General features: G+C 73.4%; 14 protein-coding genes. 13 read left to right on the top strand and 1 reads right to left on the bottom strand.

The window, feature by feature from the left end:
- Positions 1-48: 48 nt before the first annotated feature.
- The gene (locus ACZ6ZI_RS16430) at positions 49-186 is read right to left on the bottom strand and encodes a hypothetical protein (RefSeq protein WP_363054864.1); all 138 of its coding nucleotides are present in this window, start codon (positions 184-186) and stop codon (positions 49-51) included.
- Here ACZ6ZI_RS16430 and ACZ6ZI_RS16435 point away from each other — a divergent pair.
- The 13 genes from ACZ6ZI_RS16435 to ACZ6ZI_RS16495 all read left to right on the top strand — a co-directional run bounded on the left by ACZ6ZI_RS16435 (position 160) and on the right by ACZ6ZI_RS16495 (position 14941).
- Positions 160-1803 (top strand): DUF5941 domain-containing protein, encoded by a 1644-nt coding sequence (locus ACZ6ZI_RS16435; protein ID WP_469520897.1) that lies wholly within the window; start codon positions 160-162, stop codon positions 1801-1803. The genes ACZ6ZI_RS16430 and ACZ6ZI_RS16435 overlap by 27 nt on opposite strands.
- A complete protein-coding gene (locus ACZ6ZI_RS16440; RefSeq protein ID WP_469520900.1) occupies positions 1800-2552 on the top strand; it encodes a phosphocholine cytidylyltransferase family protein in 753 nt (250 codons plus the stop codon). The genes ACZ6ZI_RS16435 and ACZ6ZI_RS16440 overlap by 4 nt, the downstream gene beginning before the upstream one ends.
- A complete protein-coding gene (locus ACZ6ZI_RS16445) occupies positions 2540-3601 on the top strand; it encodes an iron-containing alcohol dehydrogenase family protein (RefSeq protein ID WP_363054867.1) in 1062 nt (353 codons plus the stop codon). Before ACZ6ZI_RS16440 ends, ACZ6ZI_RS16445 begins: the two co-directional genes overlap by 13 nt.
- Complete coding sequence (locus tag ACZ6ZI_RS16450) at positions 3579-4358, top strand: CDP-alcohol phosphatidyltransferase family protein (RefSeq protein ID WP_469520904.1); 780 nt, start codon at positions 3579-3581, stop codon at positions 4356-4358. The genes ACZ6ZI_RS16445 and ACZ6ZI_RS16450 overlap by 23 nt, the downstream gene beginning before the upstream one ends.
- A 35-nt stretch (positions 4359-4393) precedes the next feature.
- Positions 4394-5239 carry a glycosyltransferase family 2 protein gene (locus ACZ6ZI_RS16455; RefSeq protein WP_469521638.1) on the top strand — a complete coding sequence of 282 codons (846 nt, stop codon included), beginning with the start codon at positions 4394-4396 and terminating at the stop codon, positions 5237-5239.
- 93 nt (positions 5240-5332) lie between these two features.
- The gene (locus tag ACZ6ZI_RS16460; RefSeq protein WP_363054869.1) at positions 5333-6262 is read left to right on the top strand and encodes an ABC transporter permease; all 930 of its coding nucleotides are present in this window, start codon (positions 5333-5335) and stop codon (positions 6260-6262) included.
- On the top strand, positions 6255-7067 hold the full coding sequence (locus tag ACZ6ZI_RS16465; protein WP_469520908.1) for an ABC transporter ATP-binding protein: 813 nt from the start codon (positions 6255-6257) through the stop codon (positions 7065-7067). The genes ACZ6ZI_RS16460 and ACZ6ZI_RS16465 overlap by 8 nt, the downstream gene beginning before the upstream one ends.
- A 335-nt stretch (positions 7068-7402) precedes the next feature.
- Entirely contained in the window at positions 7403-8341 is a 939-nt protein-coding gene (hpnC, locus tag ACZ6ZI_RS16470) for a squalene synthase HpnC (protein ID WP_469520910.1), read from the top strand.
- Positions 8338-9306, top strand: coding sequence for a presqualene diphosphate synthase HpnD (gene hpnD / locus ACZ6ZI_RS16475; RefSeq protein ID WP_469520913.1), 969 nt, complete (start codon positions 8338-8340; stop codon positions 9304-9306). Before hpnC ends, hpnD begins: the two co-directional genes overlap by 4 nt.
- Positions 9307-9511: 205 nt before the next feature.
- Complete coding sequence (hpnE, locus tag ACZ6ZI_RS16480; protein ID WP_469520917.1) at positions 9512-10900, top strand: hydroxysqualene dehydroxylase HpnE; 1389 nt, start codon at positions 9512-9514, stop codon at positions 10898-10900.
- Positions 10901-10959: 59 nt separating this feature from the next.
- Entirely contained in the window at positions 10960-12054 is a 1095-nt protein-coding gene (locus tag ACZ6ZI_RS16485) for a polyprenyl synthetase family protein (RefSeq protein ID WP_469520920.1), read from the top strand.
- Between the two features lie 113 nt (positions 12055-12167).
- Positions 12168-14291 carry a squalene--hopene cyclase gene (gene shc, locus ACZ6ZI_RS16490; protein ID WP_469520923.1) on the top strand — a complete coding sequence of 708 codons (2124 nt, stop codon included), beginning with the start codon at positions 12168-12170 and terminating at the stop codon, positions 14289-14291.
- The gene (locus ACZ6ZI_RS16495; RefSeq protein ID WP_469520925.1) at positions 14288-14941 is read left to right on the top strand and encodes a phosphorylase family protein; all 654 of its coding nucleotides are present in this window, start codon (positions 14288-14290) and stop codon (positions 14939-14941) included. Before shc ends, ACZ6ZI_RS16495 begins: the two co-directional genes overlap by 4 nt.
- Positions 14942-14943 lie beyond the last annotated feature (2 nt).

Raw genomic sequence — 14943 nt, forward strand, 5'->3', positions numbered from 1 at the left:
TGAGTTCGTCTGTCGACCGTCATCCTCACCGGCCCGCCGGTACCCGGATCACCGCTCCAGGACGAGCTCCGCTCGCTCGGCTTCGACGTCCGCCCGGTCCCCGGGCCCGAGGACGCCGCCGCCGCGCTGGCCGACGTACCGGCCCACGAGCGGGTGGCGGTGGTCGACAGCGCCTTCGTCGGTCACCCGCACGCCCTGCGCCTGGCCCTGACCGACCCGCGCTTCGACGCCTGCGCGGTCACGGGCGCCCTCGCCGTCCAGGCCGGCGCGCGCGGAGCCCTCGACCGGGCCGCGGCCCTGGCGCCCGAGACCGTGGGGGCCGGATCCGGCCCCTACCCGGACCGGCTCGCCGCCGCCGTCGAGGCCTCCGGGACCGACGTCCGGCGCCCCGAGCTCGGCACGCTGGTCGCCGCCGTCCCCGCACCGGGGGAGGAGCGCGACCGGGCCCTGGCCGAGGTGGCCGCCGTCGACGACGAGGCCGTCCGGCTGCGGACGGCCGTCAAGTCCCGCGACGGGTTCTTCACCACCTTCTTCGTCAGCCCGTACTCCCGCTACATCGCCCGCTGGTGCGCCCGCCGGGGCCTGACCCCGAACCAGGTCACCACCGCCTCGCTGATCACCGCGCTGATCGCCGCGGGCTGCGCCGCCACCGGCGACCGCTGGGGCTACGTCACGGCCGGCGTGTTGCTGCTCGTCTCCTTCGTCCTGGACTGCACCGACGGGCAGCTCGCCCGCTACTCGCTCCAGTACTCGACGATGGGCGCCTGGCTCGACGCCACCTTCGACCGCGCCAAGGAGTACTCCTTCTACGCGGGCCTCGCGCTCGGCGCCGCCCGCGACGGGGACGACGTATGGGCTCTCGCGCTCGGCGCCATGGTCCTCATGACCTGCCGGCACGTCGTCGACTTCGCCTTCAACGAGGCCAACCACGACGCCACCGCGAACACGAGCCCCACCGCGGCCCTCTCCGACCGCCTCGACAGCGTCGGCTGGACCGTGTGGGCCCGCAGGATGATCATCCTGCCCATCGGCGAGCGCTGGGCGATGATCGCCGTCCTGACGGCCCTCACCACGCCCCGGATCGTCTTCTACGCCCTCCTCGTGGGCTGCGCCTTCGGCGCCCTCTACACCACCGCCGGCCGTGTCCTGCGCTCGCTGACCCGAAGGGCCACCCGGACCGACCGCGCCGCGCGGGCCCTCGCCGACCTCACCGACTCCGGGCCGCTCGCCGAACTCGCCGCCCGCGCCGGGGGCCGCTTCCCGACCGCCGCGCGGCTGCCCGCCGTGGTCCTCGCCGCGCTCGCCCTGGTCGCCGCGGCCTTCTTCCAGCCCTTCGGGAGCGTGACCCTCGTCGCGGTGGCCCTGTTGTACGCGGTGCTGAGCGGCCTCGCCGTCGCCCGGCCGCTCAAGGGGCCCCTGGACTGGCTGCTGCCGCCGCTGTTCCGGGCCGCCGAGTACACCACGGTGCTGGTCCTGGCCGCCAAGGCGGACGTCCCCGGAGCCCTTCCGGCGGCATTCGGCCTGATCGCGGCGGTCGCCTACCATCACTACGACACGGTCTACCGCATCCGCGGTGGCACCGGAGCGCCCCCGCACTGGCTGGTGCGGAGCACCGGCGGGCACGAAGGCCGGGTGCTGCTCGTCGCGGTGTCGGCCGCCGCCCTGTCGGGGCGCCCCGCGGACTTCCCCGTCGCGCTCACGGTCCTGGCCGTGTTCGTGGCTCTGGTGGTGCTCGTGGAGAGCATCCGTTTCTGGGTCTCCGCCGGAGCACCCGCCGTACATGACGAAGGAGAACCAGCATGATCGGCCTTGTACTCGCTGCCGGTGCCGGACGCCGCCTGCGTCCCTACACCGACACCCTGCCCAAGGCCCTCGTGCCCGTCGGCCCCGAGGGGCAGGAGGACAGCCTCACCGTCCTCGACCTGACCCTGGGCAACTTCGCCGAGGTCGGCCTGACCGAGGTCGCCGTCGTCGTCGGCTACCGCAAGGAGGCCGTGTACGAGCGCCGCGAGGCGCTGGAGGCCAAGTACGGCGTCAAGATCACGCTGATCGACAACGACAAGGCCGAGGAGTGGAACAACGCCTACTCCCTGTGGTGCGCCCGTGACGTCCTCAAGCGGGGCGTGATCCTCGCCAACGGCGACACCGTGCACCCCGTCTCCGTCGAGAAGACGCTGCTCGCCGCCCGCGGCGAGGGCCGGAAGATCATCCTGGCCCTCGACACGGTGAAGAGCCTGGCGGAAGAGGAGATGAAGGTCGTCACCGCCGACGGCGAGGGCGTGCGGAAGATCACCAAGCTGATGGACCCCGCCGACGCGACCGGCGAGTACATCGGCGTCACCCTCATCGAGCCCGAGGCCGCCGAGGTGCTCGCCGAGGCCCTGAAGACCACCTTCGAGCGCGACCCCGACCTCTACTACGAGGACGGCTACCAGCAGCTCGTGAACGACGGCTTCACGATCGACGTGGCCCCCATCGGCGACGTGAAGTGGGTCGAGATCGACAACCACGACGACCTCGCCAAGGGCCGGACGATCGCATGCCAGTACTGACGCGGCTGATCCCTTCCCCCGTCGTCGTCGACATCAGCTGCGGGGCGATGGACAAACTGGACGGCATCCTCGCCGACCAGCGCATCTCCGCGTCCGGCAAGCTCGCGGTCGCGATCAGCGGCGGTTCCGGGCAGGCGCTGCGCGCCCGCCTGGAGCCGGCCCTGCCGCACGCCGACTGGTACCCCGTCGTCGACGGCACCATCGACTCCGCGGTCAAGCTCGCAGACGACATAAAGGGTCGCCGCTACGACGCCGTCGTGGGCCTGGGCGGCGGCAAGATCATCGACGTGGCGAAGTACGCCGCGGCGCGGGTCGGCCTGCCCATGGTGGCCGTGGCCACCAACCTGTCGCACGACGGGATCTGCTCCCCGGTGTCCATCCTGGACAACGACAACGGGCGGGGCTCCTACGGCGTCCCCACCCCGATCGCGATGGTCATCGACCTGGACGTGATCCGCGAGGCGCCCACCCGCTTCATCCGCGCCGGCATCGGCGACGCGATCTCCAACATCTCGGCGATCGCCGACTGGGAGCTCTCGCACCGGATCACCGGCGAGGCCGTGGACGGACTGGCCGCCGCCATGGCCCGCACCGCGGGCGAGTCCGTCCTGCGCCACCCCGGTGGCTGCGGCGACGACGAGTTCCTCACCGTGCTCTCCGAGGGCCTCGTGCTCTCCGGCATCGCCATGTCGATCAGCGGTGACAGCCGCCCCTCGTCCGGCGCCTGCCACGAGATCAGCCACGCCTTCGACCTCCTCTACCCGGGTCGCTCCGCGCTCCACGGCGAGCAGGTCGGCATCGGCGCGGCCTTCGCGATGCACCTGCGGGGGGCCGGCGAGCAGTCCGGGCTCTTCGTCGAGGTGCTGCGCCGCCACGGGCTGCCCGTGCTGCCCGAGGAGATCGGCTTCAGCGTCGACGAGTTCGTCGCGGCCGTCGAGTACGCCCCCCAGACCCGCCCGGGACGCTTCACCATCCTGGAGCACCTCAACCTGTCCGCAGCCGATATCAGGGACGCTTACGCCGACTATGTCCAGACCATCCATCGCTGAACTGCGGCCCGTCGTCCACCCGGCGGGCGTGAAGGACCGGCGCAGCGGAGAGCACTGGGGCGGGCGCCTCTACATGCGCGAGGTCTCCCTGCGCGTCACCCGGCTCCTGGTGACCACCGGGGTCACGCCCAACCAGCTGACCTACGTGATGACCCTCGCCGGCGTCCTCGCCGCCCCGGCCCTGCTCGTGCCGGGCGTCTGGGGCGCGGTCCTCGGCGTCGTGATGGTCCAGCTGTACCTGCTGCTGGACTGCGTCGACGGGGAGGTGGCCCGCTGGAAGAAGCAGTTCTCCCTGTCCGGGGTCTACCTCGACCGGGTCGGCGCCTACCTGTGCGACGCGGCGGTCCTGGTCGGCTTCGGCCTGCGCGCGTCCGACCTGTGGGGCGGCGGGCGCGTCGACTGGCTGTGGGCCTTCCTGGGCACCCTCGCGGCCCTGGGCGCGATCCTGATCAAGTCCGAGACGGACCTCGTCGGCGTCGCCCGCCACCAGGTCGGCAAGCCCGTGGTCCAGGAGTCGGCCGCCGAACCGCGTTCGGCCGGCATGGCGCTGGCCCGCCGGGCCGCCGCCGCGCTCAAGTTCCACCGGCTGGTCCTCGGCATCGAGGCCTCCCTGCTGATCCTGCTGCTGGCCGTCCTCGACCAGATCCGCGGCGACCTGTACTTCTCCCGGCTCGGGGTGGCCGTCCTGGCCGGCATCGCGCTGCTCCAGACGGTTCTGCACCTGGTGTCGATCCTGGCCTCCAGCAGGCTGAAGTGAGCGCGCCGACGCGGCTGGGCGCCGTGATCATCACCATGGGGGACCGCCCCGACGAGCTGAAGGCCCTGCTGGACTCCGTCGCGCGCCAGGAGGGCGACCCCGTCGAGGTCGTCGTCGTCGGCCAGGGCGTGAAGGTGACCGGGCTCCCCGAGGGCGTGCGCGCCGTCGAGCTGCCCGAGAACCTCGGCATCCCGGGCGGGCGCAACGTCGGCATCGAGGCCTTCGGCCCCGGCGGCCGTGACGTGGACGTCCTGCTCTTCCTCGACGACGACGGGCTGCTGGAGCGCACCGACACCGCCGAGCTGTGCCGCCGGGCCTTCGCCGAGGACGACCGGCTGGGCATCGTCAGCTTCCGCATCGCCGACCCGGACACCGGCGCCACCCAACGCCGGCACGTCCCGCGGCTGCGCGCCTCGGACCCGCTGCGCTCCTCCCGCGTCACCACCTTCCTGGGTGGCGCCAACGCCGTCCGGACGAAGGTGTTCGAGCAGGTCGGGGCGTTGCCGGCGGAGTTCTTCTACGCCCACGAGGAGACCGACCTCGCCTGGCGGGCCCTCGACGCGGGGTGGCTGATCGACTACCGCGCGGACATGGTGCTGCTCCACCCGACGACGGCCCCGTCCCGCCACGCGGTCTACCACCGTATGGTGGCCCGTAACCGGGTCTGGCTGGCCCGCCGCAACCTGCCGGCCCCGCTGGTCCCGGTGTACCTGGGCGTCTGGCTCGCCCTGACGCTCGTCCGCAGGCCCTCCGGGCCGGCCCTCAAGGCCTGGTTCGGCGGGTTCAAGGAGGGCTGGACCACCCCCTGCGGTCCCCGGCGCCCCATGAGGTGGCGCACGGTCTGGCGGCTGACCCGGCTGGGTCGACCGCCCGTCATCTGACAAGCTCGCGTCTGGGAGCATGGGCCCGATCACGGGCCCGGCGCTCCAGCCCCGATGCCCCTGCCGCATCTTGAAGACGGAAAGTTTCAACTTGTGAGTGACACAACCCACGACGGCGCCCTCGCCACGAGCAGGCCGCCGTCCGACGACGCGGGCCTGACCCCTGCGGAGCTCGCCGGGAAGTACGGCCTGTCCGTCAGCGGCGCGCGGCCCAGCCTGGGCGGATACGTACGGCAGCTGTGGGGCCGACGCCACTTCATCATGGCCTTCTCCCGGGCCAAGCTGGTGGCCCAGTACAGCCAGGCCAAGCTCGGCCAGATCTGGCAGGTGGCGACCCCGCTGCTGAACGCGCTGGTCTACTACCTGATCTTCGGCCTCATCCTGGACGCCGGCCGGGGCATGGAGAAGGGGGTGTACATCCCCTTCCTGGTGATGGGCATCTTCGTCTTCACCTTCACCCAGAACTCGCTGATGGCGGGCGTCCGGGCGATCCCGACCAACCTGGGTCTGGTGCGCGCGCTGCACTTCCCGCGCGCCTCGCTGCCGATCTCGTTCTCCATGCAGCAGCTCCAGCAGCTGATGTACTCGATGATCGTCGTGCTCGTCGTCGCCGTCGCCTTCGGGAACTACCCGCAGCTGTCCTGGCTGCTGGTGCTGCCGGCGCTGGTACTCCAGTTCGTCTTCAACACCGGCCTCGCCCTGATCTTCGCGCGCATGGGGTCCAAGACCCCCGACCTCGCGCAGCTGATGCCCTTCCTGACGCGTACCTGGATGTACGCCTCCGGCGTCATGTTCTCGATCAACGAGATGCTGAAGGACAAGCCGCAGTGGATCGCGGACGTGCTCCAGTGGAACCCCGCCGCGATCTACATGGACCTGGTCCGCTTCGCGCTGATCGAGGACTACGGACGGGAGAACCTGCCGCCACACGTGTGGGGCTTCGCGATCGGCTGGGCGGTCCTGATCGGCCTCGGCGGCTTCGTGTACTTCTGGAAGGCTGAGGAGCGTTACGGCCGTGGCTGACATCACCGAAGCGGGCAAGAACAAGACCGGGGTCCCGGCGAGCCGGGTGCCGACCGTCATCGCGGACGAGGTCCACATCGTCTACCGCGTGAACACGGGCAGCTCCGGCAAGGGCAGTGCCACCGCGGCGCTGAGCAAGATACTCCGCCGCGGCAAGGGCGACGCCCCGGGCGTGCGCCGCGTGCACGCCGTGCGCGGGGTCTCCTTCACCGCGTACCGGGGCGAGGCCATCGGCCTCATCGGCTCCAACGGTTCCGGCAAGTCGACCCTGCTGCGCGCCATCGCGGGCCTGCTGCCCTGTGAGTCCGGCAAGGTCTACACCGACGGCCAGCCGTCCCTGCTGGGCGTGAACGCGGCGCTGATGAACGACCTCACCGGCGAGCGCAACGTGGTCCTCGGCGGTCTCGCGATGGGCATGACCCGCGAGCAGATCAAGGAGCGCTACCAGGACATCGTCGACTTCTCCGGGATCAACGAGAAGGGCGACTTCATCTCCCTGCCGATGCGCACCTACTCCTCCGGCATGGCCGCGCGCCTGCGCTTCTCGATCGCCGCCGCCAAGGACCACGACGTCCTGATGATCGACGAGGCGCTCGCCACCGGTGACCGCAAGTTCCAGGTGCGCTCCGAGGCGCGCATCCGAGAGCTGCGGGAGAAGGCCGGCACGGTCTTCCTGGTGAGCCACAACAACAACTCGATCCGCGACACCTGCAGCCGCGTGCTGTGGCTGGAAAAGGGCGAGCTGTTGATGGACGGGCCGACCGAGGAAGTGGTCTCGGCGTACGAGAAGGCCACCAGCCACTGACGGCGGGCCGCGCGCCGGCTCCCCGTGAACGAGGCCCCCGCCGCTGTCCGCGGCGGGGGCCCCGTCGTGCGGCGGCGACATTCCGGGGCGCCGCGGGCACCCGATAGGCCCGCGCGGTGTTGTACAGCGTAAGCTGGACCAGTTCTCAATCGCGCCAAGAGGGGACGATTCCCCGCGGCCGGAATCCCGTCGGGTACTCCCCGGTAAGGTCCGGCGGCGTGTCCGAAATGGGATGACTTGGGTCGGCAGTGTAGAACGGGAGACGTGACGGCAATGGCTACGGGAATCCTCCGGCCCCCAGGCACGGTGGCCGTCCCCGCCCCGGGCGGCGGGCGGTGACCCCCGAGCACGGCCTCCGTCCCCACCCGGACACGGACCGGGAACCCCCCGCGCGCGCCACCCTCGCCAAGGCGACCTCGGAGAACTTCCCCGTGGCCCCCGCCTTCCTGCCGCGCGCCTGGCGCCGCGGCCTCATGGCCGTCTACGGGTACGCCCGCCTCGTCGACGACATCGGCGACGGCGACCTCGCCCCCGGCGGCCACGACGCCGTCCTGCTCGGCCTGGACCCGGCCGCCACGGGCGACCGCCCCGCCATGCTCGACGCCCTCGAAGCCGACCTGCGACGCGTCTTCGGCGCCCCCGACGGCCCCCCGCGCCACCCCCTGCTGTCGGCGCTCGTGCCCGTCGTCCGCGAACACGGCCTGACCCCCGAGCCCTTCCTCGCGCTCATCGAGGCCAACCGCCTCGACCAGCGCGTCACGCGTTACGAGACCTACGGCGACCTCCTCGCCTACTGCGAGCTGTCCGCCAACCCCGTCGGCCGCCTCGTGCTCTCCCTCACCGGCACCTCCACCCCCGAGCGGATCCGCCGCTCCGACGCCGTCTGCACCGCGCTGCAGATCGCCGAGCACCTCCAGGACGTCGCCGAGGACCTCGCCCGGGACCGGATCTACCTCCCGGCCGAGGACATGCGCCGCTTCCACGTCACCGAGAACGACCTCGCGGCCCCGACCGCCGGGGCCTCGGTACGCTCCCTCGTCGCCTTCGAGGCCGCGCGCGCCCGCGCCCTGCTGGACGAGGGCACCCCCCTCGTCGGCAGCGTGCACGGGCGCCTGCGCCTGCTGCTCGCCGGTTTCGTCGGCGGGGGACGGGCCGCCCTGGGGGCCGTCACGGCCGCCGGCTTCGACGTACTTCCCGGCCCGCCCAAGCCCACCCGGAGCGGTCTGCTCCGCGAGGTGGCCGCCGTCCTGCGCACAGCGCCGAGAAAGGGGTGAGCCCGACCGTGGAGGGCCCCACACACGTGTCCGCACCGTCCGCTCCGGTCCTCGCCGCCTACAGCTACTGCGAGGCCGTCACCGGCACGCAGGCGCGCAACTTCGCGTACGGCATCCGGCTGCTGCCCACCGACAAGCGGCAGGCCATGTCCGCGCTGTACGCCTTCTCGCGGCGCGTCGACGACATCGGCGACGGCACCCTCGCCCCCGAGGCGAAGCTGGTCCGACTGGAGGAGACCCGCGCCCTGCTCGGCCGGATCCGGGCGGAGGAGATCGAGGAGGACGACACCGACCCGGTCGCCGTCGCCCTCGCGCACGCCGCGCGACGCTTCCCGATCCCCCTCGGCGGCCTCGACGAACTCATCGACGGCGTCCTGATGGACGTCCGCGGCCAGGAGTACGAGACCTGGGACGACCTCAAGGTCTACTGCCGCTGCGTCGCCGGCGCCATCGGCCGGCTCTCGCTCGGCGTGTTCGGCGCCGCGCGCGCCGGCACCCTCGGCGCCGACGCCGCCCGCGCCGACGAGTACGCCGACACCCTCGGCCTCGCCCTGCAACTCACCAACATCCTCAGGGACGTCTCCGAGGACGCGGCCAACGGCCGCACCTACCTGCCCGCCGAGGACCTCGCCAAGTTCGGCTGCTCGGAGGGCTTCGGCTCCGGCCGGGCCCCCGCCGGCTCGGACTTCGCCGGACTCGTCCACCACGAGGTCCGCCGCGCCCGCGCCCTGTTCGTCGAGGGCTACCGGCTGCTGCCGCTGCTCGACCGGCGCAGCGGTGCCTGCGTCGCCGCGATGGCCGGCATCTACCGGCGCCTGCTCGACCGCATCGAACGCGAACCCGAGGCCGTCCTGCGCGGCCGCGTCTCGCTGCCGCCGCACGAGAAGGCGTACGTGGCCGTGCGCGGACTGTCCGGACTCGACGCCCGGACCATCTCCCGCCAGAGCGCCCGCAGGCGCGCCTGATGGCCCGGACCGCGCTCCGCGGCCCGCGCCCGGCCGCGCACCCGGACGGCCCGGCGACCGGCCGGCGCCCCGCCGGTCGCGGCCGGGCAACCACCGCGACGCACACCGCGTCTTCACCCCGGGCGACGGGCCGACGGCCGGCCACGACCACCGCCGCGTCGGACCTCCGCACGCCGGCGACCGGACACACCACGGGGGAGGGACCATGAGCGGCACCGACCGCGGCGAGCGCCGCGCGGTCGTCGTCGGCGGCGGCCTCGCGGGCGTCACCGCCGCGCTGGAACTCGCCGACGCCGGACTGCGGGTGACCCTCCTCGAAGGCCGCCCGCGCCTGGGCGGCCTGGCGTTCTCCTTCAAGCGCGGCGACCTCACCGTCGACAACGGCCAGCACGTCTACCTGCGTTGCTGCACCGCCTACCGCTGGTTCCTGGACCGCGTCGACGGCACCGCCCTCGCCCCGATCCAGGACCGCCTCGACGTACCGGTCCTCGACGTCGCCCACCCCGGCCGCCCGCGCCTGGGTCGGCTGCGCCGCAGCGCGCTGCCCGTCCCCCTGCACCTGGCCGCCTCCCTGGCCCGCTACCCGCACCTGTCCCTCGCGGAGCGCGTCGGCGTCGGGCGCGCGGCCCTCGCGCTGCGCCGCCTCGACCCCGCCGACCCGGCGCTCGACGGCCTCGACTTCGCCACCTGGCTGGGCCGCCACGGCCAGAGCCCGCGCACCGTCGAGGCCCTGTGGGACCTCGTCGGCGTCGCCACCCTCAACGCCACCGCCGACCAGTGCTCGCTGGGCCTGGCCGCCATGGTCTTCAAGACCGGCCTGCTCTCCGAGAACGGCGCCTCCGACATCGGCTGGGCCCGCGTACCGCTCGGCGAACTCCACGACACCCTCGCCCGCAAGGCCCTCGACGCCGCCGGCGTCGCCACGACCCTGCGCGCCCGCGTCACCGCCCTGTCCCGCACGGACGAGGGGGGGTGGCGGGTCGACACCGAGGACGGGCCCCTGGACGCCGACACCGTGGTCCTCGCCGTCCCGCAGCGCGAGGCGCACGGCCTGCTGCCCGAAGGGGCGCTCGCCGACCCCGACCGGCTCCTCGACATCGGCACCGCCCCCATCCTCAACGTCCACGTGGTCTACGACCGCAAGGTCCTGCGGCAGCCGTTCTTCGCCGCGCTCGGCACCCCCGTCCAATGGGTCTTCGACCGCACCGACTCCTCCGGCCTCACCGACGGCGGCCAGTACCTGGCCCTGTCCCAGTCCGCCGCCCAGGAGGACATCGACGAACCCGTCTCCGTCCTGCGCGCCAAGTACCTCCCCGAGCTGGAACGGCTGCTGCCGGCCGCGCGCGGCGCGAAGGTACGGGACTTCTTCGTCACCCGCGAACGCACCGCCACCTTCGCCCCGACCCCCGGCGTCGGCCGGCTGCGCCCGGGCACGCGGACCGACACGCCGGGGCTGTACCTGGCCGGTGCGTGGACCGCCACCGGTTGGCCCGCGACCATGGAAGGCGCCGTCCGCAGCGGTCTGGACGCGGCCCACGCCGCGCTCGCCGCCCTGGGCCGTCCCCGCGAACACCCTCTGCAGGAGGCGGTATGACGACGACCACGACCACCAGCACGACCGGCACAGCACGTACAGGAACCAGAGGAGAGCCAGTGAACCCCGGGAACCCGGCTGTCGAGAACACGGCTGCCAGTGTGGGCACGGCCGGCGCGGAGAAGGCGGACACCCTCGCCCTCCTGGAACGCGGCCGCACGCTGTCGACGCCCGTGCTCCGCGCCGCAGTGGACCGGCTCGCGGCGCCGATGGACACCGTCGCCGCCTACCACTTCGGCTGGATCGACGCCCAGGGCAACCCGGCGGACGGCGACGGCGGCAAGGCCGTACGCCCCGCCCTCGCCCTGCTCTCCGCCGAGGCGGCGGGCGCGGCGGCCGAGGTCGGCATCCCCGGCGCCGTCGCCGTGGAACTCGTCCACAACTTCTCGCTGCTGCACGACGACCTGATGGACGGCGACGAGCAGCGCCGCCACCGCGACACCGTGTGGAAGGTGCACGGCCCGGCGCTGGCCATCCTCGTCGGCGACGCCCTGTTCGCCCTCGCCAACGAGGTGCTGCTGGAACTCGGCACGGTGGAGGCCGGTCGCGCCACCCGCCGGCTGACTACCGCCAGCCGCAAGCTGATCGACGGGCAGGCCCAGGACATCTCCTACGAGCACCGCGAGCGCGTCAGCGTCGAGGAATGCCTGGAGATGGAGGGGAACAAGACCGGAGCCCTGCTCGCGTGCGCCGTGTCCATCGGCGCGGTGCTCGGCGGCGCGGACGACCGCACGGCCGACAAGCTGGAGGAGTACGGCTACCACCTCGGCCTCGCCTTCCAGGCCGTCGACGACCTCCTCGGCATCTGGGGCGACCCGGAGTCCACCGGCAAGCAGACCTGGAGCGACCTGCGCCAGCGCAAGAAGTCCCTGCCCGTGGTCGCCGCCCTCGCGGCGGGCGGACCGGCGTGCGAGGAGCTCGCGAAGCTGCTCGCGGCCGACGCCAAGAGCAACGACTTCGAGAACTTCTCCGAGGAGGAGTTCGCCCACCGGGCCGCGCTCATCGAGGCGGCCGGCGGCCGTCGGTGGACCGCCGACGAGGCCCGCCGCCAGCACGCGATCGCCATCCGCGCCCTGGACGACGTGGACATGCCCCAGCGGGTGCGCGAGCAGCTCGTCGCCCTCGCCGACTTCGTCGTCGTGCGCAAGAGGTGATCTCGGCCCGAAAGTGGATATGAATCGCGAGTCGCCGACCGGCGCCGCCTGACGGGCGGACCGGTCGACGGCGGACCCCAGCACAGCAGAGGACACTGTTCTAAGGGGAAGCCATGACAGCGATGACCGACGGCGGCGGCGCGGTGGCCGGCGGCGCCGATCCGCACGACGCCCGCACCGCGGCCGGGGCGCGGGCCCGACGGCCCGTGCCGGCCGCCCCGGGCGCCGGCGCCGATCTGCGCGGCGCCGTCCAGGAGGCCACCGCGCGCGCCGTCCGCGACCTCCTGGCCCGCCAGGACCCGGCCGGCTGGTGGAAGGGCGACCTCCAGACCAACGTCACCATGGACGCCGAGGACCTGCTGCTGCGGCAGTTCCTCGGCATCCGCGACGAGGCGACCACGGCCGCCGCCGCCCTCTTCATCCGGGGCGAACAGCGCGAGGACGGCACCTGGGCCACCTTCCACGGAGGTCCGCCCGAACTCTCGGCCACCATCGAGGCGTACGTGGCCCTGCGCCTGGCCGGCGATCCGCCCGACGCCCCGCACATGGCCCGCTCCTCGGCCTGGATCAGGGCCCACGGAGGGATCGCCGGCGCCCGCGTCTTCACCCGGATCTGGCTCGCCCTGTTCGGCTGGTGGAGCTGGGACCACCTGCCCGAACTCCCTCCCGAACTGGTCTTCCTGCCGCCCTGGGTGCCGCTGAACATCTACGACTTCGGCTGCTGGGCCCGCCAGACCATCGTCCCGCTCACCGTGGTCTCCGCGCTGCGGCCGGTGCGCCCCGCCCCCTTCGCCCTGGACGAGCTGCACACCGACGCCCGCACGCCCTTCCCCGACAAACCCCTGGCGAGCGCCGCCAGTTGGGACGGGGCCTTCCAGCGCATGGACCGGCTCCTGCACCTGTACCGCCGGGTGGCCCCCCGCCGGCTGCGCGAGGCCGCCATGGCCACCGCCGCCCGCTGGATCATCGAGCGCCAGGAGAACGACGGCTGCTGGGGCGGGATCCAACCGCCCGCCGTGTACTCCGTCATCGCCCTGCACCTGCTCGGCTACGCCCTGGACCACCCGGTGATGCGGGCCGGCCTGACCTCGCTCGACCGGTTCGCCGTCTGGCGCGAGGACGGCGCCCGGATGATCGAGGCCTGCCAGTCCCCGGTGTGGGACACCTGCCTGGCCGCCATCGCCCTCGCCGACGCGGGCCTGGAGCCCGACCACCCGGCCCTGGTCGCGGCGGCCGACTGGATGCTCGGCGAGGAGATCCGCAAGAGCGGGGACTGGGCCGTGCGCCGGCCCGGGCTCGAACCGGGCGGCTGGGCGTTCGAGTTCCACAACGACAACTACCCCGACATCGACGACACCGCCGAGGTGGTCCTCGCGCTGCGCCGCGTCCGCCATCCCGAACCGGCCCGGATCGAGGCGGCCATCGCGCGCGGGGTGTCCTGGAACCTCGGGATGCAGTCGCGCAACGGCGCCTGGGGCGCCTTCGACGCCGACAACACCTCCACCCTGCCCAACCGGCTGCCCTTCTGCGACTTCGGGGAGGTCATCGACCCGCCCTCGGCCGACGTCACCGCCCACGTCGTGGAGATGCTCGCCGTCGAGGGCCGGGCCGCCGACCCCCGCACCCGTCGCGGCATCGACTGGCTGCTCGCCGAACAGGAGCCCGACGGCTGCTGGTTCGGGCGCTGGGGCACCAACTACGTCTACGGGGTCGGCTCGGTGCTCCCGGCGCTGACCACCGCCGGCATCGCCCCCTCCCACCCCGCGATCCGGCGGGCCGTGCGCTGGTTGGAATCCGTACAGAACGAGGACGGCGGCTGGGGCGAGGACCAGCGCTCCTACCGGGACCGCGCCTGGGCCGGGAAGGGCGCCTCCACCCCCTCGCAGACCGCATGGGCGCTGATGGCGCTGCTGTCGGCGGGGGAGCGGGACGGCGAGGCCGTCGAACGCGGCCTCGCCCACCTGGTGGACACCCAGCGGGCCGACGGCACCTGGGACGAGCCGTACTTCACCGGGACCGGCTTCCCGTGGGACTTCTCCATCAACTACCACCTCTACCGCCAGGTGTTCCCGCTCACCGCGCTCGGCCGCTACCTGCACGGGGAACCCTTCGGCCCCGGAGGACGGCGCGGCGCCCCGGCCCCGTCCGCCTCCGCCACCCCGGCCCCGTCCGCCGCCACCCCGTCCGCCGCCGCCACCCCGTCCGCGTCCGCGGGCGCGGCCGAGGAGGCCGGATGACCGGGGAGGCCGGCTCCCCGGCCCCGCTCCTGATCGCCTGCGCGCTGCGCATCGAGCGGACGGCGTTGCGCGGCGCCGCCCGCGTCGCCCGGGAGGCGGGCCGGCCCGCCGCGTCCGTCCTGCGGACCGGGATGGGCCCGCGCGCGGCCGAGCGGGCCGTCACCGAGGCCCTGGGGCGCCCCGGGATGGAGGGGGCCGCCGTCCTCGCGACCGGGTTCTGCGCGGGCCTGGTGCCCGGCACGCACCCGGGCGACCTGGTCGTCGCGGAGACGGTGCGCGACCCGCGCGGCTCCGTGACCTGCACGGGCACCGCCCTGTTGGCCGAGGCCCTGGCCCGCGCCGCACCCGGGCGCACCGTGCACACCGGCGTCCTGACCGGCTCCGACCACGTCGTGCGGGGTCAGGAGCGCGACCGGCTGCGCGCCGGCGGCGCCCTCGCCGTCGACATGGAGTCCGCCGCGACCCTGTGGACCGCCACCCGGGGCGGGGCCCGCCCGGTTGCGGCCGTCCGGGTGATCGTGGACGCTCCGGAGCACGAGCTCGTTCGTATCGGCACGGTTCGCGGTGGAATATCGGCCTTCCGTGTGTTGCGTGCCGTACTGCCCGCTTTTTATGACTGGCACCGTTCGTTGCTGCTCCCCAGGAGGTGAGC

The organism is Streptomyces sp. NPDC103540, assembly GCF_055584445.1.